This window comes from Micromonospora sp. B11E3, from assembly GCF_039871625.1.
Classification (GTDB): Bacteria; Actinomycetota; Actinomycetes; order Mycobacteriales; family Micromonosporaceae; genus Micromonospora.
Genome location: NZ_JBDPMC010000078.1, coordinates 1 through 21,907, shown reverse-complemented (window position 1 = coordinate 21,907; position 21,907 = coordinate 1). Strand labels below are relative to the sequence as shown.

Genomic DNA, 21,907 nt, shown 5'->3' with positions numbered 1-21,907 from the left:
CGGTGTGCTCGGCGTCGCGGAACTACCCCGCCGGGCGGGTCGCGCGCACCGGCAGTCCGACGGCGGCCGACAGCGCCGCCGCCATCTCCCCCACCGGGGCGCGGACGCCGGTGAAGTGCTCGAACTGGCCGACCGCCTGGGCCAGCAGCAGGTCCAGACCGGAGACCACCCGGCAGCCGGCCGCGAGCGCCGCCGTGGCCAGCGGCGTGGGCCACGGGTCGTAGACCACGTCGAAGAAGACCGAATCCGGCCGCCAGTCGAAGTTCTCCGCGAGCGGGTCGGCCACGCCCTTCGGCACGGTGGAGATCACCACGTCGGCCCGGGCGTGCGCCGGGTTCCCGTCCCAGGGCGCGCCGGCGAGCGGCACGCCGGCCGCCTCGGCCACCGGGCGCAGGTCCTCGATCGCCTCGGGTCGGCGGGCCACCACGGTCACCTCGGCCGCGCCGAGCCGGGCCGCCGCGGCGACCGCCGCCCGGGCGGTGCCGCCGGCGCCGAGCACGGTCACCGTGGCGCCGGCCGCGCAGCCGGCCGCGGTGAGCACGTCGACCATCCCGGTGACGTCGGTGTTGTCCGCGTACCAGGAGCCGTCGGGCCGGCGTACCAGCGTGTTGGCGGCGCCGACGGCGGCGGCGACCGGCGAGACCGCGTCGGCCACCGCGAGCGCCGCCTCCTTGCCCGGCATGGTCACCGACAGCCCGGCCCACTCGGGGCCGAGGCCGCCGACCAGGGCCGGCAGCTCGGCCTCCGCGCACTCGATCCTCGTGTACGACCAGCCGGACAGGCCGGCGGCGGCGTAGCCGGCGTTGTGGATCACCGGGGAGAGGGAGTGGCTGATCGGCTTGCCGACCACCGCCGCCCGGTTTGCTTGCTTCATGTCGCTACCAATCCACGCTTCGTCCGACGCCGAACCCTAACAAGCCATGGCCTCGACGGAGCGGCGAAAAGAAGGCCCCTCAGCCTCGCGCTGGGGAGCCTTCTCTGCGTTGCTGGTCAGTGCCGCTGGGCGAAGGCGACGAACGCCTTCCAGGAGGCGGGGTCGAAGGTGAGCACCGGCCCCTGCCTGTCCTTGCTGTCGCGGACGCCGACGACGCCGGGCAGGTTGTCGGCGACCTCCACGCAGTTGCCACCGTTGCCGCTGCTCCGGGTGCTCTTGTGCCAGATCGCGCCGGTCAGGTCCATGACTCCGCTGCCTCCGAGATCAACGTGAGGGTGGCCCCGTGGGGTATCGCCTCGGCTCGCACAGACTCCCAGGTCTGCCGCAGCGAGTGTACGTCCACCGTGCGCTCCACGATTGTTCCCTGCAGCTGGTTGTCGAGGTACGCGACGTCGTCACCCTCCGGTGGGGTGGCGATCACGAAGGCACCGTTCAGTCCGGGGTACGCGCCGGTCCCCTTCGGCACCACGTGCAGGTGGACCCTCGGCCGGCGGCCCACCTCCAGCAGGTGCCGCAACTGCTCCTGCATGACCTTCGGGCCGCCGACCGGGCGTTCCAGCACGGTGTAGTCGAGCACCACGACGAGCTGCGGCGGCGTGGGCCGGGCGAGCACCGCCTGCCGGGCGAGTCGCGCGGCGACCTGCTGTTCCATCTCGTCGCCGACGAACTGGCTCGCCCCCTCGTTCAACGCCCGGGCGTACGCCTCGGTCTGGAGCAGGCCGGGCACCACCAGCGGCTCAAAGTTGCGCAGCGCGGTGGCCTCCTGCTCGATCGTCACCCACTCGCGGAACCACGGCATCAGGGACTCCCTGATGAGCGCGTCCCGTATCCGGCCGAGCAGCCCGTCCGACTGAAGGACGTCGTCGCACCGCTCGGTGAACTCCTCGCGGGGCGGCCGTCGACACTGCTCGACCGCAGCCACCAGCGACGCCGAGTAGTTGATCTGCTCGCCCAACGCCTCCTGCGAGAGGCCGGCGCGCACGCGCAGGCGGCGCAGCTCCCCGGCGAACAGCTCCAGCATGGGCAGTCGATCCATCTCTGCACACCTCTGCACATCGGGGGGCGGGGGGCTGCACTCCTGCGCTGAGCAGCGCGAGTTCCTTCCGACAGTAGTGGTGTCCTTACCAGACTGTCACGCATGCGGACCTGCTCCACGCCGGATGGCTGGGGCGGACTCCGTCCCGGGCCGCCCCGCCTTCCCCCCGTGCGGGGCGGCCCTTCCAGCTTTCCGAGGAGGTCGATGTGGGTATCCGTTGGTTCAGGTGCCGGCCCAAGGCCGTGCCGTCGCTACCGAAGCGGGAACGGGGGAAACACCTGCCGGGGTGGATGACGCAGCCGACCGCCGTCTTCCCGACCAACGACCCGGGCCGCGCCGGCAGGCTGACGAGGGCTCAGGAGTGGCGGGCGAACAGGGGGCGTCAGTGAGGTCGCACCGGGTGCCGCGCCCGGCGCCGTCGCGCGCCACCGGGCCGCGCCCCGCCCCGACGCCCACCGGGCCGCGCCCCACCTCGACGCCGCCGCGCCAGGTCCCCAGGCTCACCCTCGAAGACCACTGCGCGGCGGGCCCTGACTGGGTCTGCGAGGCGTGTGGCGAGCCCTGGCCCTGCCTCGCGTGGACGAGCCTGCCGGTTGACTCCAGCCTGCGCCGGGCCCTCCTGCCCAGCTTCGTCGGCCTGACCAGGCAGGCGATCCGAGACCTGCGCGGCAGGCCCGAGGGCCCGGAGCCGCCCGAGATCGTGACGCGCTTCCTGTGGTTCCTGCCGCTGAACGACGACGAGGCGCGAGCGACCGCGCTGAGGCTGCGCTGATGCCCCGCGTCATCCCACACGTCGCCATGCGCCCGCTGTGGCGATGCCGAAACTGCGGCGCGGAGTGGCCCTGCCAGCCGGCCCGGCTGTCCCTGCTCAGCGAGTACCGGGGCAACCGCACCGCGCTCCTCGTCTACCTGGCCACCCTCATGGCCGAGGCGCGCGACCAGTTCGCCCAGCTCCACGACCAGGCCGTGCCACCCGACCTGACCGACAGGTTCATCACGTGGGCGCGAGCCCGATGAATGACCAGGCCGCATTTTCCGTGAAACTGTGGCTTCGACCCGGCCACGAGGCCGCAACTTCCCTGAAGTTGCGTGGTCCCGTGCACCACGTGCCCTGAGGCCGTCCCGAGATTGGCGTTGCTCTCACCCGAACGAGAAGGGCCCCGGTACCGCTGGCGGCAACCAGCAGCACCGGGGCCCTTCTCACCTGTGCGCCCGATATCAGATGATCCCGGCCTCCTTGGCCTTGGCCTCGTTGCGCAGGTGCTGCTCGTACGTGTCCGCGAACGCGGAGTGCCCCTTGTCGTCGATCGCCACGAAGAAGAGCCACTTGCCGGGCGGCGGGTCCATCGCGCCCTCCAGCGCCTGCTTGCCCGGGTTGTCGATCGGGGTGGGCGGCAGGCCCGGCAGCTTCCGGTTGTACGGGTTCTTCGGGTTGTCCAGCTCGGCCTGGGTCATGTCCTTCGACGCCTTGGTCTTCTGGCCAGTCAGCTCCAGGTAGTAGTTGACCGTGACGTCCATCTCCAGACAGCCGCAGTCGAAGTTGCCGTACACCCGGTTGTAGGCCACCCGGGCGACCTTGCCGAGGTCGTCGGGGTTGCCGGCCTCGGCCTGCGCCAGCGACGCGACGATCAGCGCCTCGTACGGCGCGATCTTGCGCTCCTCCTGCACCCGGTCGACGAACTTCATCTCGCTCGTGACGGCGAGGAAGTTCTCCACCATCATCGACAGGATGCTCTCGGCCGTGGCCTTCGGCGGGATCTCGTACGTGTCGGGGTAGAGGAAGCCCTCGATCGACTTCTTCACCGGCTTCTTGTCGGTGCGGTTGAACCAGAAGTCCGGTACGCCGAGCGCCTCCGGGTCCTTCGCGGCGGCCTCGAACTCCTTGACCGGGATCTTGGTCTTCTCCGACAGCAGCTTGTAGATGTTCTTGGCCGTACGGCCCTCGGGGATGGTGATCCGGTTGGTGACCTTGTTCTTCAAGTCCAGCAGCATGCCCAGCGCGTGCTCGGCGCTCATCTGCTTGCGCACCTTGTACGTGCCGGGCTGGATGTTCTTGCTGCGCGAGTTCTCCGCGGCGGCCTCGATGAACGCCTTCGAACTCTTGATCACTCCGGCCGTGTACAGGGCGTCGCCCATGTCGGCGATCAGCGCGCCCTGCTTGATCTCGACCAGCACCTCGCCCGAGCCGGCGCCGTCGTAGTCCGGGGTGACGAAGTAGCTCTGGATCCGGTCGAAGCCGTAGAACGCCCCGCCGCCGATGCCGCCGAGCAGGACGAGGGCCATGAACAGGGCGAAGACGGTCTTCCCCGCGCCGCCGGAGGACTTGCCCTGGCGTTTGCGCACCGCGCTGCGCCGGTGCCGGCCCTTCTCACCCCGATCCTGCTCGTCGAACCCGAGGTCCAGATCGTCGATCATTGCGTCCGCCTCCGCTGCGCGTCCAGCCAGCTCTGCAGGATCTCGACCGCGGCGGCCTGGTCGACCACCGCGCGTTGGCGCTTCCCCCGGACGCCACGCTCGGCCAGCCTACGAGACGCGACCACGGTCGACATCCTCTCGTCGGTGAGCGTCACCGGAACGGGGGCTATTACATCAGCCAGTTGGTCAGCGTACGCCTTCACATTCCGGGCCGCCGGGCCGTGCTGGCCAGCGAGATTGACCGGAAGGCCCACGACCACCTCGACCGCTTCGTGCTCGGCGACCAGTCCGGCCAGCCCCGCCATGTCGGCCGGCACCGCGTCGGCATCGGCGGTCAGGTCCCGGGCGAGGGTGACCAGCGGGGTGGCGAGCACCCCGTGCGGGTCCGAGCGGGCCACGCCGACCCGGACCTGCCCGACGTCCACGCCCAGCCGCACACCAGGCAACGATCCGGTCATCCGCGCCTCACCCCGCCCTGCAAGAAGCCGCCATGCAAAGAGTCAGGGCGAACCGGCCCGGTCCGCCCTGACTCGACGTACTGTGCGATCACGCCTCGGCGATCGTTTTCTCGACGGTGACCAGCAGCTTCGGCGCCTCGGCCGCCGGCAGGCCGCCGCCCTGGGCGAGGTCGTCGCTGCCGCCGCCCCGGCCGGACAGCGCCGCCTTCACCAGGTCCTTCGCCGACACGCCCCGGCCGCGGGCCGCCGCGTTCACGGCCACCACCAGGGACGCCTTGCCGCCGGACCGGGCCGCCACGGCCACCACCGCCGGCCGGGCCGGGTCGATCTTGCCGCGGATCTCCTGCGCCAGGGTCCGCACGTCGTTGCCGGCCGCGCCCTCGGGCGCCTCCGTGCCGACGTACGCGACGCCGCGCACGTCCTTCGCCTGCGCGGCGAGGGCCGCCGCGCCGCCGAGCACGAGCTGGGCCCGCAGCTTCTCCAACTCCTTCTCCGCGTCGCGCAGCTGGGTCACGGTCTGCTCCACCCGGTCGGCGACCTGGTCGCCGGGGACCCGGAACAGCTCGGCCAGCCGGGAGACCAGCAGGTGCTCGCGGGCCAGGAAGCCGAAGGCGTCCATGCCGACCAGGGCCTCGATCCGGCGGACGCCGGAGCCCACCGACGACTCCGACAGGATCTTGACCAGGCCGAGCTGCGCGGAGCGGGCCACGTGCGTGCCGCCGCACAGCTCCCGGGCGTAGTCGCCCACCTCGACGACCCGGACCCGCTCGCCGTACTTCTCGCCGAACAGGGCCATCGCGCCGATCCGGCGGGCCTCCTCCTGGCTGGTGATGAACGCGTGCACCTCCAGGTCGGCCAGCAGCACCTCGTTGACCTGCTGCTCCACGTCGTGCAGCACGCTCGGCGCCACCCCGGTCGGGGTGTTGAAGTCGAACCGCAGCCGGCCCGGGGCGTTCAGCGAACCGGCCTGGGTGGCCGACTCGCCGAGGAAGTTGCGCATGGTCTGGTGCACCAGGTGCGTCGCGGTGTGCGAGCGGGAGATCGCCCGCCGCCGGGTCACGTCGATCTCGGCGTACCCGGTCTCGCCCGCGCGGACCTCGCCCCGGATCACCCGGGCCCGGTGCACGATCAGGCCCGGCACCGGCTGCTGCACGTCGAAGACCTCGACCTGGCCGCCGCCGACGGTGATCATGCCCTGGTCGGGCTGCTGGCCGCCGCCCTCGGCGTAGAACGGGGTGGTGTCGAGCACCAGCTCGATCGTGTCGCCCTCGACCGCCGCGCCGACCTCGTCGCCGCCGGAGAGCACCGCGCGGACCCGCGACTCGCGGTTCAGCTCGGTGTACCCGGTGAACTCCACCGGGCCGCCCGCGTCGAGCACCGACCGGTAGGCCGACAGGTCGACGTGCCCCGTCTTGCGCGCCTGCGCGTCGGCCTTCGCCCGGGCCCGCTGGTCGGCCATCAGCCGGCGGAAGCCGTCGGCGTCGACCTGGAGCCCCTGCTCGGCCGCGATCTCCAGGGTCAGGTCGATCGGGAAGCCGTACGTGTCGTGCAGCTGGAACGCCTTGTCGCCCGACAGCGCCGGCTTCCCGGCCGCCTTCGTCTCGGCGATCGCCGTGTCCAGGATCGTCGTCCCGGCGCGCAGCGTCGCCAGGAAGGCGTCCTCCTCGGCGTACGCGTACTGCGCGATCCGGTCGAACTCGGCCGCGATCTCCGGGTACGACGGGGACATGCAGTCCCGGGCCACCGGCAGCAGCTCGGGCAGCGCCCGGTCCTGCCAGCCGAGCAGTCGGACGGCCCGGATGGCGCGGCGCATGATCCGGCGCAGCACGTACCCGCGGCCCTCGTTGCTCGGGGTGACCCCGTCGCCGATCAGCATCAGCGCGGTCCGGACGTGGTCGGCGATCACCCGCAGCCGCACGTCGTCCGGGTGCGACTCGCTGGCCACGTGGCCGGAGTGCGCGCCGTACCGCTTGCCGGTCAGCTCCGCGGCCCGGGCCAGGATCGGCCGGACCTCGTCGATCTCGTAGAGGTTGTCGACGCCCTGGAGGAGGGAGGCCATCCGCTCCAGGCCCATGCCGGTGTCGATGTTCTTCTTGGGCAGGTCGCCGACGATGCGGAAGTGCTCCTTGCTGGTCACGTCCGCGATCTCGTACTGCATGAAGACGAGGTTCCAGTACTCCAGGTAGCGGTCCTCGTCGACCTCCGGGCCGCCCTCGCGCCCGTAGGCGGGGCCCCGGTCGTAGTACAGCTCGGAGCAGGGGCCGGCCGGGCCGGGGATGCCCATCGACCAGAAGTTGTCCTTCTTGCCGCGCCGCACGATCCGCTCGGCCGGCACGCCGGTCTCCCGCCAGATCTGGTACGCCTCGTCGTCGTCGAGGTAGACCGTCGCCCAGATCCGCTCCGGGTCCAGCCCGAAGCCGCCCTCGGCGACCGGCTTGGTGGACAGCTCCCAGGCCAGCGGGATCGCCCCGGCCTTGAAGTAGTCGCCGAAGGAGAAGTTGCCGTTCATCTGGAAGAACGTGCCGTGCCGGCTGGTCTTGCCGACCTCGTCGATGTCGGGGGTGCGGATGCACTTCTGCACGCTGACCGCCCGCGGGAAGGGCGGGGTCTGCTGCCCCAGGAAGTAGGGGACGAACTGCACCATGCCGGCGTTGACGAACAGCAGGTTCGGGTCGCTGATGGCGGGCAGCGGAGCGGACGGCACCACGGCATGGCCGTTCGCCTCGAAGTGGGCGAGGTACCGCCGCTTGATCTCCGCTGTCTTCATCGCTGGTGCTCCTCCGGAAAGATCTCTCGGTCGCCGATGCGCGGGTCCTCCCGCAGCTCCGCGAACTGGTCGTCGAACGCCTCGCCCCGGGCGAACGCCTCGTGGATCTCCTGCTCCCGCTCGGCCATCCCGACCCGGACGTCCTCCACGAAGCTACGCAGCGACTCCACGAGACCGCCAGCGGATTGTGCCAGGCCGCTCGCGATGCCGGCCGGGGTGTACGCCTGCGCGGTGCGGGTCGCCTTGCGGACCACCACCACGCCGACGGCCAGCCCGACACCGAGCCAGAACAGACGCCTCATGCTTTCATCCTCCCGTCCTGCGAACGGCTCAGCGGTCGCCGCGCCTGGCGGCCCGGCGTTGCTGCTTGATGGCGTCGCGCACCTCACGCTCGGTCTCGGCGTGCCGGCGCGCGGCGGCGGCGCGGCGCACCCCGTAGCCGAACGCGGCCACCTTCACCAGCGGGTTCGCCGCCGCGGCGGAGACGACGGTGGCCAGGTTCGCCACGTTCGCGGTGACGTTCTGGGCGTGGCTGGTCATCGTGTCGACCTTGGCCAGCTGCAGGTTCACCCCGTCCAGCGAGGTCTGCACCTGCTCCAGCGCGGTGTTGACGTTCCGCACGGTGGTGTTGACGTCGGCGAGCAGCGGGGTGGCGCGGTCGTTGAGCTCGTTGATCATCCGGGTCGTGGCGTCCACGGTGTGCCGCAGCCGCAGGATCGGCACCGCCAGCACGAGCACCAGCATCAGGAACGCGCCGGCCGCGATCAGCGCAGCGATCTGTCCACCATCCACGCATGTCCTCCTCAAGCAGAGTCCCGGGGCCCGCCGCCCCGGAACGCGCGACCGTCATTACCCACACCGGCGCTCGACGACCCACGACGGGTCAGCGGGAGCAGGCGGGCGTACCAGCCCCAGACCCTACCGTCAGTGACGAAAACCGGCTCACGACGGTGAGGGTGTCAGCTCCCCGAGCGGATCCTCGCTCAGGGTCGGGAACGGGTCCTCGCCGGTGAGCGAGGGGTCGATGCTCGGCTGCGGTCGGGTCCGCTCGTCGTCGATCGCGTTGCGGACCTTCACCGACACCAACGAGCCGGTGCACTCCTGCGCTGCGGGCGAGGCCAGGGGCGTCGGCGCCGGCGCGCCGTCGACGGGCGGCGGGACGCAGGCCGGCTCGCGTACCCAGAGGTCGAGGGTGAGTTCGTCGCGGCGCCAGCAGGTGTAGCTGCCCTTCGCCGGCTGCGCCGGGCAGCGGGTCACCTTCCACCGCTGCCAGCCGGCCGCGGCCAGGGCGCGCTCGTACGCCTGCGCGGTCTCCTCGACGGGCCGTCCCGACTCCAGCGTGCGTTCCCGCAGCCGGCACTCCCGCAGGCACCAGCGGTTGCCGCTGACGTTGTCCACGGTCTTCGTCGCCGCCCAGCCCGGCACGTCCAACCCGTCGAGGGAGTCGAAGACCGGGTCGCGGCTCAGCGTCCGGATGCCGAAGTAGAGCGGGACCGCGCCCAGCAGCACCAGGCTGACCAGCACGAGCACGCCCAGCCGCAGCCGCCGCCGCTGGCGCATCTGCCGGCGCAGTTCCGAACGCAGGCCGCCGGGGCGGGTCGGGGGGTCCTCGTCGCCGTCCTGCCCGGCGGCGCGCCGCAGCGGCGGCTCACCGGTGACCCCGTCGGCCGGGACGTCGGTGGGGGGCACCACGGCGGCGGCGCGGGCCACCGCGGGCGGGGGCCCGGGGCGCTCCGGCGCCGCCCCGGCGGATCCGGGCCGGGCGGCGCCGCGCTGGGGCGGGGCCGTGCGCTGCTCCGGCCCGTCGTCGGGGCGGCCGACCGGGGCCGCCGCCCGCGCCACGACGGGCTGGCCCGGGCCGGGGCCGACGCCGGGCGGGACGGGCTGGCCCGGGCCGGGGGCGACGCCGGGCGGGACGGCCCGGCCGGGTCGAGGGCCGGGCGGCGTCGCCCGGCCGGGTCGAGGGCCGGGCGGCGTCGCCCGGCCGGCGGGGGCGGCGGTGGGGCCGCCCGGGTGAGCGGGACCATCCCCGGCCTCCCCCGTCGACCCGGGGCCCGGCCCGATGGTCGGGGCCGCGATCGCCGCGCCGCCGCGGGCGGACCGGGGGCCGGGAGCCACGCCCGGCCGCGGCTCGGGCCCGGTCGGGGGCGCCGGCACCCGGCGGTCCTCGGCCGCCGGCGGGCGGCCCTGGCCGTCGGCGGGGCTGGCGGGACGGGCGGCGCCGCGCGCCGGGCCGGGCTGGCGGAGCTCACCGGTGCCGGGTTCCCACGGCTGGCGGATCTCGCCGGTGCCCCGCTCGTGCGGCGGGCGGACCTCGCCCGCGCGGGGATCCACCGGGCGCGGGGCGGCCGCGGCGGCGCGGGCGGTCGGCACCGCGCCCACCTCCGGCTCCGGCCGAGCCCGGCGCCGGCCGCCGATCTCGCCCGTCCCGGGCTCCGGCAGGGCCCGGCGCCGCCCGCCCTCGGCGGCCGGCTCGGCCCGGTCGAGGGCGGCATCGCCCGCCCCGGGGACGGCCGCCGCTCCGGCGGCGGACGGCCCGGCGGCGGACGGTCCGGCGGGCACCGGCGGGGCGTTGCCGCTGGCCGGCACGATCGGGGGTTCCTCGGCCGCTCGCCGCCGCCCGCCGGGGCGGCCGGGGGGCGGCCCGTCCGATGCGACCGGCCACCCGCCGGTCGGCGGCTGGCCGCCCCGCACGGGCGGGGCCGCGGCGGTGTGCGCGCCGCGCGGCCGGACCGGCTGGTCGGGGGCGCCGGGTGCGGGCCTGCCCGGCCCCTGCGGCCGGGGTTCCTCCCCCGGCGGCCCACTCACCGACCCGGCGGGCCGGGGCTGATCGGCCGCCGGGTGCGACCGCCGGGGCGTCACCTCCGGCGGGTACGGCGGACGGGCCGGCTCGGTCCCCGGCGGCTGGGCCGGCGGGTACGGCGGACGGGCGGGCTGCCCCGGCGGCTGCGGCGCGGCGGCCGGCTGCGGCGCCGGGCGGCCGGGCGGCTGCGCCGCGGGACGGGGCGCGCGGGACTGCTCGGGCGTGCCGGGGCGGCCGGGCTCGGGCGAGCCGGGCCACGGCCCGTCGACGGGGCGGGGACGCGGGGCGGGCGGCTCACCGCCGCGCACGGGCGGCGCCGCCTGCGGCCCGCCGGGGTCACGCCCCGGCTCCGGACCGGCCCCCGCCGGCCCGCCGGCGCCCGGACCCAACTCGCCGCGCTGCTGCTTGGCCGAGCGCAGGTCGTCGATCCAGCCGAGCTCCTCGCCGCCGACCGGCTCCTCGGGCTCGCTGTCGGGTCGGCCCCGGCCCCACCGGCGCCCCCTGGCGCGCGGTTCGGGCTGCTCCTCCGGCCCGTCCTCCGGTCGCTCCGAACCACGGGATCTCACTGCTGACCCTCCCCGACGGCGTCCGCGCCGTCCTCGTCCACCCCGCTGGCGGGCCCGTTGCCCGACGGGTGGCGGCCGTTCCCGGCGGGCACCGGCACGTCCGGACGCGCCGGGGCGGGCAGCCCGCGGACGATCCGGCGCAGCAGCGGCAGCCGGGCGGCCACGGACCGCTCGGCACCGTGCCCGCTGGGACGGTAGTAGTCGGCCCCGACGAGATCGTCGGGAGCGTACTGCTGGGTGACCACGCCGCGCGGATCGTCGTGCGGGTACCGGTACCCGGTGCCGTGGCCGAGCCCCCGGGCGCCGGAGTAGTGCGCGTCGCGCAGGGCGCGCGGCACCGGCCCGCCCCGACCGGCCCGGACGTCGGCCATGGCCGCCCCGATCGCGGTGGTCGCCGAGTTGGACTTCGGCGCCGTGGCGAGGTGGATCACCGCCTGGGCGAGGTTGAGCTGGGCCTCGGGCAGCCCGACGTACTCCACGGCGTGCGCGGCGGCGGTCGCGACGCCCAGCGCGGCGGGGTCGGCCATGCCGACGTCCTCGCTGGCGAAGATGACCAGCCGACGGGCGATGAACCGGGCGTCCTCGCCGGCCACCAGCATCCGGGCCAGCCAGTGCAGCGCCGCGTCCACGTCCGAGCCGCGCATGCTCTTGATGAAGGCGCTGGTCACGTCGTAGTGCGCGTCCCCGGCCCGGTCGTAGCGCACCGCCGCGACGTCGACCGCCTGCTCGGCGGTCGCCAGGTCGATCCGGCCGGTGCCCAGCGCCGTGGCCGACGACGCCGCCGCCTCCAGCGCGGTCAGCGCCTTGCGGACGTCGCCGCCGGCGAGGCGTACGAGGTGGTCCTCGGCCTCGGTCTCCAGGGTGAGCGCCCCGGCGAGGCCGCGCTCGTCGGCGACCGCGCGGCGCAGCAGGCCACGCACCGCCGCGTCGTCCAGCGGCTGGAGGGTGAGCAGCACGCACCGGGACAGCAGCGGCGAGATGACCGAGAAGTACGGGTTCTCCGTCGTCGCCGCCAGCAGCGTGACCGTCCGGTCCTCCACCGCGGCGAGCAGCGAATCCTGCTGGGTCTTGCTGAACCGGTGCACCTCGTCGATGAACAGGACGGTCTGCGGGCCGCCGGAGCGGCGCTGCCGGCGGGCGGTGTCGATCACCGCGCGGACGTCCTTCACCCCGGCGGAGAGCGCGGACATCGCCACGAAGCGGCGGTCGGTGGCCCGCGCCACCAGGTGGGCGATCGTGGTCTTGCCGCTGCCCGGCGGGCCCCACAGGATCACCGACATCGGGGCGGCGCCGCCGACCAACTGGCGCAGCGGGGCGCCCGGGGCGAGCAGGTGGTCCTGCCCGACGAGCTCGTCGATGGTGGCCGGACGCATCCGGACGGGCAGGGGCGAGTCGGGCGAGACGGGCGTGAAGCCGTCGACGCCGGCGGCACCCGCGGGGGCGCTGGGCGCGCCGGCGGGTTCACCGAGGGAGAAGAGGGCGTCGGACTCCATCACGAAGACATTACCGGGCCGGACCGGCGGCGCCCGAACTGCGCCGCGGACCCGGCCCGCCGTGATCGTTCACGGTCAGCCTCGGCCGGGGCGCCGGCCCCGGTACCAGCGGCCGCCGCCCGGCCCGCGGCCGACCCCGGCCAGGTAGAGGGAGAGCAGCAGCAGGCCGAGCACCAGCAGGGTGTGCAGGTTGAACAGGTCCGGCGCGCCGAGGTTCGTCTCGAACAGGTCGAGCAGCAGGGCGAAGCCGAAGACGATGGCCGCGAGAATGGCGAGCATGTCGGTCCTCCGGAGGGGTTTCCAGTCGGTCGACCGTGATGTACCCGATCGGTCCACTCGCCAATCTCCACCGTGGACCGGCCGGCGCGGGGTCAGCGGTCCGTCGCCAGGGCGGCGTACCGCACCGAGTCCCACCACCGGCCCCGGACCAGCAGATGGTCGCGGCTGAGCCCCTCCCGGCGCATCCCGGCCTTCTCCAGCACCCGCCACGAGGCGACGTGGTCGGGGCGGGTCGTCGCCTCGACCCGGTGCAGCCCCACCCGCTCGAACGCCAGGCGCAGCAGCAGCCCGGCGAGTTCCGTGCCGAGGCCCGCGCCCCAGTGGTCCGGGTGGAGCACGTACCCGATCGCCACGGCGGTGCGCGGCGCTGTCGACGGTCAGCGTGCCCATGCCCACCAGTTCGGCGCCCACCACGGCGGCCAGCCGGTAGCTCGACCGCGGCTCGGCGCGCGCCTCCTCCCGCCAGGCCGCCAGCGCGGCCCGGATCTCGTCCGCCGACGGCGGGTGCTCGTCGAGCACCCGCTCGGTCACCCGGGGATCGAGTGTCAGCGCGTGGACGGCGTGGACGTCGCCGTCCTCGACCTCGCGCAGGACGCACCGCGCCCCGGCCAGTCGCACGGGGTAGCAGGATCGGATCTGTCCCATGTACGACTCCTCCCCGGCCGGCGTCGCCGCCGGCCCCGTTGCCCCCTGGCCCCGTCCACCTGGGACAGGGGTAAGGGAGGGCCCCCTGTTAACGCCTGCGGTAGAGAAGGGCTCCCCTCTCACGGCGCACCGCCGGGAGCGCCGGCCGCGGCGGGCGCGCTCGCCGCGGCGGGGGCGGCGGCGGGGGCCGGGTCCTCCGGAGGCGCCGGCGTGGCGCGGGCGGCCCGCCAGGCCGGCAGGTACAGCGGCGCGGCCAGGGCCAGCACCACCCCGCCGACCAGCATCGCGGTGCTGACGCCGCTGCGGTCGGCCAGCGCGGTCAGCACCACCGCGCCGAGCGCGGAGGCCGGGGCGGCCATCATCGAGTTCAGCGAGAGCACGCTGGTCCGGTACGGGCCGTCGACCTGCCGGTGCAGCAGCCCCATGTGCAGCGGGTTCGACGCGCCGTGGACGGTGTAGCAGGCCAGGTACGCGACCACCACCCCGACCGGGCCGGCGAGCAGCCCCATCCCGACCACGGTCCCGCCCTGGAGCACCCGCATGAGCGCGGCGGCGGGGGCCGCACCCAGCCGGCGCAGCAGCAGCGGGGTGAGCGCGGCGCCGAGGGCGTTGGCCAGCCAGGCCGCCGAGCCGGCCGGGCCCAGCAGCGCGGCGGCCCGGTCGGCGTCGCCGATCACCTCGGCGAGCCGGACGGCCACCAGCGACTCGAAGGTGACCATGCCGAAGCCCCAGAACAGCTCGACCGCGACCAGGGCGAGCAGCACCCGGGAACGGCGCAGCAGCCCCACCGCCTGCCCGACCATCCGCGGCGCCTCGACCATCGAGGCGCGCAGCGCCCCGGCGCCCCGGGCCGGCCGGACCTCCACCATCAGAGCCAGCAGCGCGACGAGGGCGGCCGCCTGCAGCGCGATGGCCACGAGCACCGGCAGGGTGAGCGCGCTGACCGGCCCGACCGGGCCGAGCGCGACCAGCCCGCCGCCGAGCAGCGCGCCGGCGCCGATGGCGACACCGATGACGGTGCCGGCCCAGCCGAGGCCGCGCTCGTACTCGGCGTCCGGGTCGGCCGCCAGGGTGGCGTCGACGTACCAGGACTCCAGGGGGCCGCTGTCGAGCGCCCGGTAGACGCCCTGCAACGCCCAGACCAGGAAGAACAGCCAGAACGAGTCGGCCACCGCGAAGACGGCCAGCGAGACCAGGCAGAGCGCCCAGGCGGCGACGAGCACCGGCTTGCGGCCGAGGGCGTCGGCGAGACCGCCGGTGGGCAGCTCCAGCGCCAGGACGACCAGCCCCTGGGCGGTGAACGCCAGGCCCATCTGCGACAGCGACAGGCCGCGCTCCTGCATCAGCAGGATCATCACCGGGATCAGCAGGCCGGTGGGCAGCCAGCGCAGGCCGTACAGGGTGAGGTAGCGGAACCGGACCTGGCGTACGGACAGCGCGGTCATCGCATCTCCCCCAGCATCGGGTACGCGGCGAGGAAGATCGACACCCGCTCGGCGCCGGGCGCGGCCGGGTCGGCCTCGCTCCGGTAGCGTTCGAGAATTTGCCACAGCTCGGCATGGAGCGCCTTGAGCCGGTCGGGCGGGACGGTCATGAAGGTGTCGCCCATGCCGAGGGCGTCGCGCCAGGCCGGGGACCACTCGTGCTGGGCCGCGAACCACCGCTCGGCGTGCTCGACCAGGTGGCGCACCTGGTCGCCCTGGATCCACTCGATGGCGGCGCGGGCGTCCGGGTCGTCGTCGTAGTCGCTGGGCTCCCAGCTGGTGACGTCGTGCCCGGCCCGCCACCAGCGCTGCCGGCCGGTGCCCAGGTCGGGTTCCTCGACAACGAGGCCGACATCGGCGAGCTGGCGCAGGTGGTAGCTGGTCGCCCCGGTGTTGGTGCTCAGCAGCTCGGCGAGGGTGGTCGCCGTCGCCGGCCCCTTCACGCGCAGCGCGCCGAGCAGGCGGATCCGCAGCGGGTGCGCCAGCACCCGCACCTGGCGGTGGTCGAGCCGTACGCGGCGAGGCTCGGGCCTCTCGTCGTTCCCCATGGTTGCACAGTATCCGTGCACACTTCCTATGCACAATCCTTGTGCATAGGAAGTGTGCACTACCCGACAGAGTCGAGAAGAAGGGACTCAGCCGCTCGACAAACCGATCCCGGCAGGGGCTCAGGGGGCGAGGAGCTCGCCGATTCCGCGCAGGCGGGTGCGCAGCAGCGCGGCGGCACGGGAGCTGTCGAGGCGTACCTCGGCCGGACGCACGAGGCCCGCCGCGGCGCTCGTGGTGGTCTTCATCCCGGCCGCGTCGAGGCCGTACCGGCGGGCCACCAGCAGCCCCATCTCGGCCCGGCTGACGGCCTCGGGGCCGGCCACGTTGAGCGGGCCGGCGTAGTCGGTGGCCGCCAACTCCAGGACGGCGGCGGCCAGGTCGGTCACGTCGACCGGGCAGCGGATCTCGTCGGTGAACAGGCTCATCCGGCCCGCGAGCGCGTCCAGGCAGAGCTGGACCTGCTTGCTCCGCTCGTCGCCGACGATCAACGAGGTACGCACCAGCGCGGCGCCCGGGTCCACCAGCCGCACGGCGGTCTCCGCCGCCGCCTTCGCCGCCCCGTACGGGAAGACGGGGCTGGGCGGGTCGTCGTCGGCGTACGGCTCGGGGCGGCCGCCGTGCAGCGCGTCGCTGGACAGGTGGACCAGCCGGGCGCCCGCCTCGGCGGCGGCGTACGCGACGTGGGCCGCCCCGTCGGCGGTGACCGTCCAGTCGGCGTACCGGTAGGGGGTGCTCACCACGGCGGTGGGCCGCACCGCCGTGACCAGCGCGCGCACGGCGGCGCGGTCGGTCACGTCGAGCCGGCGCACCGCGACGCCGGGCAGGTCCACCGGGTTGGCGTGGTACGTCCCGACGACCCGCTCCCCCGCCGCCACGGCCTGCCGGCACACCTCGCCGCCCAGATACCCGCTAGCCCCCACCACGAGCACCGTCACGCCGCCGCCTCCCGCCCCACCGACCGTCGATCATGAGGTTAGCGGGACGACACGCCGGGCGTGCCCCCGCCAACCTCATGATCGACGAAATCGAGGCCGGTCAGGTCAGGTCGGGTCGGCGACCGGGGCGGCCGGGCCGGCGGTGCCGGCGTGTGCCGCGGCGGGCGCCTTCGGCTTGGCGTCGATGCCGGCCTCGGCGCGCTGCTGCGCCGTGATCGGCGTCGGGGCGCCCGTCAGCGGGTCGAAGCCGCCCCGGGTCTTCGGGAACGCGATGACCTCGCGGATCGAGTCCGCCCCGGCCAGCAGCATGCACACCCGGTCCCAGCCGAACGCGATGCCGCCGTGCGGCGGAGCGCCGTACTTGAACGCCTCCAGCAGGAAGCCGAACTTGTCCTGCGCCTCCTCGGCGGTGATGCCGAGCAGGTCGAAGACGCGCTGCTGCACGTCGCCGCGGTGGATACGGATGGAGCCGCCGCCGATCTCGTTGCCGTTGCAGACGATGTCGTACGCGTAGGCCAGCGCCCGGTCCGGGGCCTCCTCGAACCGGTCCACCCAGTCGGCGTTCGGCGAGGTGAACGGGTGGTGCACGGCCGTCCAGCCGCCCGCCCGGCCGTTCTCCTGGTCGGAGGTTGGCTCGAACATCGGCGCGTCGACCACCCAGCAGAACGCCCAGGCGCTCTCGTCGACCAGCTTGGCCCGCTTGGCGATCTCGACCCGGGCCGCGCCGAGCAGCTCCTGCGCCTCACGGGTGTCGGTGCTCGCGGCGAAGAAGATCGCGTCGCCCGGCTTCGCGCCGACGGCGTCGGCCAGCCCGGCCAGGTGTGCCTCGGAGAGGTTCTTGGCCACCGGGCCGCGCGCCTCGCCGGTCTCGGCGTCGAGCACCACGTACGCCAGGCCGCGCGCGCCGCGCGCCTTCGCCCAGTCCTGCCAGCCGTCCAGCTCCTTGCGGGTCTGGCTCGCGCCGCCGGGCATGACCACCGCGCCGACGTACCCGCCCGCGTCGATGGCCGAGGCGAAGACGCGGAACTCGGTGCCGCGCAGGTACTCCGTCAGCTCGGTCAGCTCGACGCCGTAGCGCAGGTCCGGCTTGTCCGAGCCGTACCGGGCCATCGCGTCGTGCCAGGTGATACGCGGGATCGGCCGGGGGATCTCGTAGCCGGCCAGGTCGGACCAGAGCGCCGAGACGATCGCCTCGCCGAGGTCGATCACGTCGTCCTCGGTGACGAAGGACATCTCGATGTCGAGCTGGGTGAACTCCGGCTGCCGGTCGGCGCGGAAGTCCTCGTCGCGGTAGCAGCGGGCGATCTGGTAGTACCGCTCCATGCCGCCCACCATCAGCAGCTGCTTGAACAGCTGCGGCGACTGCGGCAGGGCGTACCAGCTGCCCGGCTGGAGGCGGACCGGGACCAGGAAGTCGCGGGCACCCTCCGGGGTGGACCGGGTCAGGGTCGGGGTCTCGATCTCCAGGAAGTCCCGCTCGTGCAGCACCGCGCGGGCCAACTGGTTGGCCCGCGAGCGCAGCCGCATCGCCCGGGCCGGGCCGCTGCGGCGCAGGTCCAGGTAGCGGTACTTGAGCCGGATGTCGTCGCCGGCCTCGACCTGGTCGTCGACCGGCAGCGGCAGCGGCGCCGCCTCGGAGAGCACCTCCAGCGCCGTCGCGGTCACCTCGATCTCGCCGGTGGGCAGCTCCGGGTTCTCGTTGCCCTCGGGGCGGCGGGTCACCTCGCCGGTCACCTTGACGCAGAACTCGTTGCGCAGCGCGTGGGCGTCCTCCTCGCGGAAGACCACCTGGACGATGCCGGAGCCGTCGCGCAGGTCGACGAAGATGACACCGCCGTGGTCGCGCCGGCGGGCCACCCACCCGGCGAGCGTCACCGTGGTGCCGGCGTCCGTCGCGCGCAGGCTGCCGGCGTCATGGGTACGGATCACGACTTGCGTCTCCCTCATCTGCGATCGGTCTGCCCCCGCATTCTGTCAGGGTGCCTTGCGCCCCGCCGGCACCGGGCGTGGTTGCGGGCCCTTCCGGGTACGCGAAGAGCGGGCCGCCGGAGGCCGGCGACCCGCTCCGCGGTGTCGGTCAGGATCAGATGATGCTGACGCCGTAGACGCTCAGCGCCTCGGTGACCGGCTGGAAGTAGGTCGTGCCACCGAAGGTGCAGTTGCCGCTGCCGCCGGAGGTGAGGCCGAGGGCGGTGCTGCCGCTGAACAGCGAGCCGCCGCTGTCGCCGGGCTCGGCGCAGACGTTGGTGCGGATCAGGCCGTAGACGCTGCCCTGGGCGTAGTTGACCGTGGCGTTGAGAGCGGTCACCGAGCCGCCGCGCAGGCCGGTGGTGCTGCCGGAGCGCTGCACGCTCTGACCGACGAACGCGTTGGCGGCGCCGGTGACGTCCCGGTAGGTGCCGTTGTACAGGTAGACGTTGCCGGCCGCGTTGGCGGAGTTGCTGTGCCGCACGATGCCGTAGTCGTTGCCCGGGAAGCTGCTGCCGGTTCGGCTGCCGAGGAGGGCGGTCTGGGCCGAGTTCGAGTACCAGTTCACCGCGATGTTGGTGCAGTGGCCGGCGGTCAGGAAGTAGTAGACGCCGGAGCTGCTGCGGACGTTGAAGCCGAGCGAGCAGCGGCCGCCGCCCTGGGCGTAGATGGCCTGGCCGCCGGAGATCCGGGTGCTCAGCACGCCGGCCTCCCGCTCGATGCGGACGGTGCCGTTGGTCCGGGCGGCGGCGGCCTGGACGCGCTCCAGCTTGGCGCCGGTGACGGTCGGGTCCACCGAGATCACGACCTGGTTGGTGACGACGTCGGTCCACCAGGCGGTGCCCGGGATCTTCGCCGAGCGCTCCAGCTCCGCGGTCGCCCGGTTCAGCTCCGCGGCACCCCGCTCGACCAGCTTGGCGATCCCGCCGGCGGCGCGGACCTGACGGGCGGCGGCCTCGTCGGTCACGGTGACGACCATCCGGCCGCTGGCGTCGGCGTACGTGCCGGCGGAGCGGTCACCGAGCCGCTCCGACAGGCTGGTGGCGGCGTCGGCGGACGTGAGCGGGGCGGCCTGGGCGGGGGCGCCGATCAGGACGCCGGTGGCTACCAGGGTGCCGGCCGCGGCGACGGCCGCGGCGCGCAGGAGCGAGGACCTCGTGGGTCGCATGTAACAACCTCCCGGAAGGGGGTGACGGGTCACGCCGGGGGCGACGGACCCGAGGACAACCCGCCCGGACCTGGTGGAACCGGTCGAGTGAACTGAAGTATTCACATCCTTAAGATCGTCGGCAAGTCCCAGTTCCACCCCCGCCCGACCCAGATTCCGACCGTCACACAGCGGCAACATTGTAGATACATCAATCGATCTATACGATCGGTTCACCCCGATTTCCCCCCAACCGGCGCCCGCGACCCGGAGGCCACCATGACCCCACTCCGCCGCACCCTCGCCGCCCTCTCCGCCGCCACCGCCCTCGTCGCGGTCGCCGCCGCCCCCGCCCACGCCGACCCCGGCCCGCCGCCCGCCTCGATGGCCAGCATCGGCGACTCGATCACCCGCGGCTTCAACGCCTGCGGCTGGTACGCCGACTGCACGTCCCGCTCGTTCAGCACCGGCGACGACTCCACGGTGAACAGTCACTACCTGCGCATCCGCGCGGTCAACCCGGCCATCGGCGGGAACAACCACAACGACGCGCGCAGCGGCGCGAAGTCCGCCGACATGTACGGCCAGGCCGGCACCGCGGTCAGCCAGGGCGTCGGGTACGTGACGATGCTGATCGGCGCCAACGACGCGTGCACCAGCTCGGAGTCGACGATGACGCCGGTGAGCACCTACCGGGCCAACGTCGACGCGGCCCTGAACCGGCTCAGGGCGGGCCTGCCCGACGCCCGGGTGCTCGTGATCAGCGTCCCGGACATCCAGCGGCTCTGGTCGGTCGGCAAGGACAGCTCCAGCGCCCGCAGCGCCTGGTCGCTGTTCGGCATCTGCCAGTCCATGCTCGCCAACCCGACCTCCACCGCGCAGGTCGACGTGGACCGGCGGGCCCGGGTCCGCCAGCGGGTGGTCGACTACAACACCCAGCTCGCCCAGGCCTGCGCCGCGTACGGCCCGAACTGCGACTTCGACGACAACGCCGTGTTCGGCTACCCGTTCACCCTCGGCCAGCTCTCCACCTGGGACTACTTCCACCCGAACACCGCCGGCCAGCAGGTGCTGGCCAGCGTCTCGTACGCCGCCGGCTTCGGCTGGTAATCCCGTAATCCCGGCACCGGGGCCGCCCGCCGCGCCCACGCCCGGCGGGCGGTCCCGGAGGCGGTGCCAGCGGGTGCGGGTGCTGCGGCGCGCGTCAGTCGCCGCCCCCGTGCTCCGGCGTCGCCTCCCGACGGCGGGCGCCCGGACCGGGCCGGGGCACCACGTCGCGCGGAACGGCCACCTCGTGCCCGGCCGCGCAGCGCAGCTCCACGCGCACCTCGGCCCCGCAGTCGCGGTGCGCCACACTGAGCGGCGGGCCGTCCGGGTCGGCGAGGTAACGGTCCCCCCAGCCGAGCACGGCGACCAGCACCGGCCAGAGGTCGAGGCCCTTCGCCGTGAGCCGGTACTCGTGACGCACCCGGCTGCCCGGCTCCCGGTACGGCTCCCGGCGCAGCACCCCCTGCTCGACCAGGGTGGCCAGCCGGTTGGCGAGCACCTGCCGGGGGACGCCCGTGCGGACCCGCATGTCGTCGAAGCGGCGGACGCCGCTGAACACCTCGCGGAGCACGACCAGCGTCCACCGCTCGCCGAGGATCGTCATCGCGCGGGAGATGGTGCAGTTCTCCACCGACCAGTCCAGTGCCGCGGGCCTCATGGCGACCAGGCTAAGTCTGGTTGACAGACTCAGCAACGCGCGGCCAGGCTGGGTCCATGACACAGACGCAGCAGCCGGCGCGCAGCCGTACGTTCTCCTGGTCCGATCCGGTGGCCGGCGCCGCCCACATCGGACGGCGCAGCGGCCTGGAGCTGCTCCGGGCGATGATCGCCGGCGAGCTGGCCGCGCCGCCGGTCATGCACCTGATGGACATGGCCCGGCTGGAGGCCGACGAGGGCCGGGTCGCGGTGGAGCTGGTGCCCCAGGAGTTCCACTACAACCCGCTCGGCACGGTGCACGGCGGCGTCATCTCCACCCTGCTGGACACCGCCGCCGGCTGCGCCGTGCACAGCGTCCTGCCGGCGGGAATGGGCTACACCTCGCTGGACCTCAACGTGAAGTTCCTCCGCCCCGCGACGGTCGACAGCGGCACCCTGCGCTGCGAGGGCACCGTCCTGCAACGCGGCCGCCGCACCGCCCTCGCCGAGGCCAGGCTGCTCGACGGAGCCGGCCGCCTCATGGCCCACGCCACCTCGACCTGCCTCCTCTTCCCCCTCGACACCCCCACCACCCCCTGACCCACCCCGCCCGCAGCGGGGCAGGGGGGACGGGCCGGCCACGATCCTTGACGGCTGAGCGACTCGACACGCCGACGGAACTGCCGCTCAGCTGCCAACCTCGCCTCGCCGGCGCAGTGTGGCCGGGCGGGGTGGGTCAGGGGGT

At 74.2% G+C, this 21,907-nt stretch carries 22 protein-coding genes; 4 read left to right on the top strand and 18 right to left on the bottom strand.

Annotated features, from left to right (window positions below):
* Positions 1-22: 22 nt before the first annotated feature.
* The 3 genes from ABGB16_RS27755 to ABGB16_RS27745 all read right to left on the bottom strand — a co-directional run bounded on the left by ABGB16_RS27755 (position 23) and on the right by ABGB16_RS27745 (position 1,970).
* Positions 23-874, bottom strand: coding sequence for a shikimate dehydrogenase (locus ABGB16_RS27755; RefSeq protein ID WP_347671037.1), 852 nt, complete (start codon positions 872-874; stop codon positions 23-25).
* Positions 875-990: 116 nt separating this feature from the next.
* A complete protein-coding gene (locus ABGB16_RS27750) occupies positions 991-1,179 on the bottom strand; it encodes a DUF397 domain-containing protein (protein WP_347671036.1) in 189 nt (62 codons plus the stop codon).
* Positions 1,170-1,970: a helix-turn-helix transcriptional regulator gene (locus ABGB16_RS27745; RefSeq protein WP_347671035.1), complete on the bottom strand. Its 801-nt coding sequence runs from the start codon at positions 1,968-1,970 to the stop codon at positions 1,170-1,172. Before ABGB16_RS27745 ends, ABGB16_RS27750 begins: the two co-directional genes overlap by 10 nt.
* A 385-nt stretch (positions 1,971-2,355) precedes the next feature.
* On the opposite strand from ABGB16_RS27745, the gene ABGB16_RS27740 reads away from it, so the two are divergent.
* Both ABGB16_RS27740 and ABGB16_RS27735 read left to right on the top strand, forming a co-directional pair.
* On the top strand, positions 2,356-2,742 hold the full coding sequence (locus ABGB16_RS27740; protein ID WP_347671034.1) for a hypothetical protein: 387 nt from the start codon (positions 2,356-2,358) through the stop codon (positions 2,740-2,742).
* Complete coding sequence (locus tag ABGB16_RS27735) at positions 2,742-2,987, top strand: flavin reductase (RefSeq protein WP_347671033.1); 246 nt, start codon at positions 2,742-2,744, stop codon at positions 2,985-2,987. The genes ABGB16_RS27740 and ABGB16_RS27735 overlap by 1 nt, the downstream gene beginning before the upstream one ends.
* Before the next feature lie 201 nt (positions 2,988-3,188).
* On the opposite strand, the gene mltG is transcribed toward ABGB16_RS27735, so the two are convergent.
* The 14 genes from mltG to ABGB16_RS27665 form a co-directional block, all read right to left on the bottom strand.
* The gene (gene mltG, locus ABGB16_RS27730) at positions 3,189-4,385 is read right to left on the bottom strand and encodes an endolytic transglycosylase MltG (protein ID WP_347671032.1); all 1,197 of its coding nucleotides are present in this window, start codon (positions 4,383-4,385) and stop codon (positions 3,189-3,191) included.
* Complete coding sequence (gene ruvX / locus ABGB16_RS27725) at positions 4,382-4,843, bottom strand: Holliday junction resolvase RuvX (RefSeq protein WP_347671031.1); 462 nt, start codon at positions 4,841-4,843, stop codon at positions 4,382-4,384. Before ruvX ends, mltG begins: the two co-directional genes overlap by 4 nt.
* An 88-nt stretch (positions 4,844-4,931) precedes the next feature.
* Entirely contained in the window at positions 4,932-7,610 is a 2,679-nt protein-coding gene (gene alaS, locus ABGB16_RS27720) for an alanine--tRNA ligase (protein ID WP_347671030.1), read from the bottom strand.
* Entirely contained in the window at positions 7,607-7,912 is a 306-nt protein-coding gene (locus tag ABGB16_RS27715) for a hypothetical protein (protein WP_347671029.1), read from the bottom strand. Before ABGB16_RS27715 ends, alaS begins: the two co-directional genes overlap by 4 nt.
* A gap of 28 nt (positions 7,913-7,940) precedes the next feature.
* Complete coding sequence (locus tag ABGB16_RS27710; protein WP_347671028.1) at positions 7,941-8,402, bottom strand: DUF948 domain-containing protein; 462 nt, start codon at positions 8,400-8,402, stop codon at positions 7,941-7,943.
* A 150-nt stretch (positions 8,403-8,552) separates the two neighbouring features.
* Entirely contained in the window at positions 8,553-9,170 is a 618-nt protein-coding gene (locus ABGB16_RS27705) for a hypothetical protein (RefSeq protein ID WP_347671042.1), read from the bottom strand.
* Positions 9,171-10,975: 1,805 nt separating this feature from the next.
* A complete protein-coding gene (locus ABGB16_RS27700) occupies positions 10,976-12,472 on the bottom strand; it encodes a replication-associated recombination protein A (RefSeq protein ID WP_347671027.1) in 1,497 nt (498 codons plus the stop codon).
* A gap of 75 nt (positions 12,473-12,547) precedes the next feature.
* Positions 12,548-12,751, bottom strand: a complete 204-nt coding sequence (locus ABGB16_RS27695) for a hypothetical protein (protein ID WP_347671026.1) — start codon at positions 12,749-12,751, stop codon at positions 12,548-12,550.
* A gap of 92 nt (positions 12,752-12,843) precedes the next feature.
* The gene (locus tag ABGB16_RS27690; RefSeq protein WP_347671025.1) at positions 12,844-13,104 is read right to left on the bottom strand and encodes a GNAT family protein; all 261 of its coding nucleotides are present in this window, start codon (positions 13,102-13,104) and stop codon (positions 12,844-12,846) included.
* A gap of 411 nt (positions 13,105-13,515) precedes the next feature.
* Positions 13,516-14,841, bottom strand: coding sequence for an MFS transporter (locus ABGB16_RS27685; protein ID WP_347671024.1), 1,326 nt, complete (start codon positions 14,839-14,841; stop codon positions 13,516-13,518).
* Complete coding sequence (locus ABGB16_RS27680; RefSeq protein ID WP_347671023.1) at positions 14,838-15,428, bottom strand: helix-turn-helix domain-containing protein; 591 nt, start codon at positions 15,426-15,428, stop codon at positions 14,838-14,840. The genes ABGB16_RS27685 and ABGB16_RS27680 overlap by 4 nt, the downstream gene beginning before the upstream one ends.
* Positions 15,429-15,548: 120 nt before the next feature.
* Positions 15,549-16,364 (bottom strand): sugar nucleotide-binding protein, encoded by an 816-nt coding sequence (locus tag ABGB16_RS27675; RefSeq protein WP_347671022.1) that lies wholly within the window; start codon positions 16,362-16,364, stop codon positions 15,549-15,551.
* Between the two features lie 105 nt (positions 16,365-16,469).
* Positions 16,470-18,293, bottom strand: a complete 1,824-nt coding sequence (gene aspS, locus ABGB16_RS27670; RefSeq protein ID WP_347671021.1) for an aspartate--tRNA ligase — start codon at positions 18,291-18,293, stop codon at positions 16,470-16,472.
* Positions 18,294-18,447: 154 nt separating this feature from the next.
* Positions 18,448-19,500, bottom strand: coding sequence for a S1 family peptidase (locus ABGB16_RS27665; protein ID WP_347671020.1), 1,053 nt, complete (start codon positions 19,498-19,500; stop codon positions 18,448-18,450).
* A gap of 258 nt (positions 19,501-19,758) precedes the next feature.
* Between ABGB16_RS27665 and ABGB16_RS27660 the strand changes: the two genes are divergently transcribed.
* Positions 19,759-20,589, top strand: a complete 831-nt coding sequence (locus ABGB16_RS27660) for a GDSL-type esterase/lipase family protein (RefSeq protein ID WP_347671019.1) — start codon at positions 19,759-19,761, stop codon at positions 20,587-20,589.
* Positions 20,590-20,683: 94 nt separating this feature from the next.
* Here ABGB16_RS27660 and ABGB16_RS27655 read toward each other — a convergent pair whose 3' ends face one another.
* Entirely contained in the window at positions 20,684-21,184 is a 501-nt protein-coding gene (locus ABGB16_RS27655; protein ID WP_347671018.1) for a helix-turn-helix domain-containing protein, read from the bottom strand.
* Between the two features lie 56 nt (positions 21,185-21,240).
* On the opposite strand from ABGB16_RS27655, the gene ABGB16_RS27650 reads away from it, so the two are divergent.
* Positions 21,241-21,762, top strand: coding sequence for a PaaI family thioesterase (locus tag ABGB16_RS27650; protein ID WP_347671017.1), 522 nt, complete (start codon positions 21,241-21,243; stop codon positions 21,760-21,762).
* The last annotated feature ends 145 nt before the right edge of the window (positions 21,763-21,907 follow it).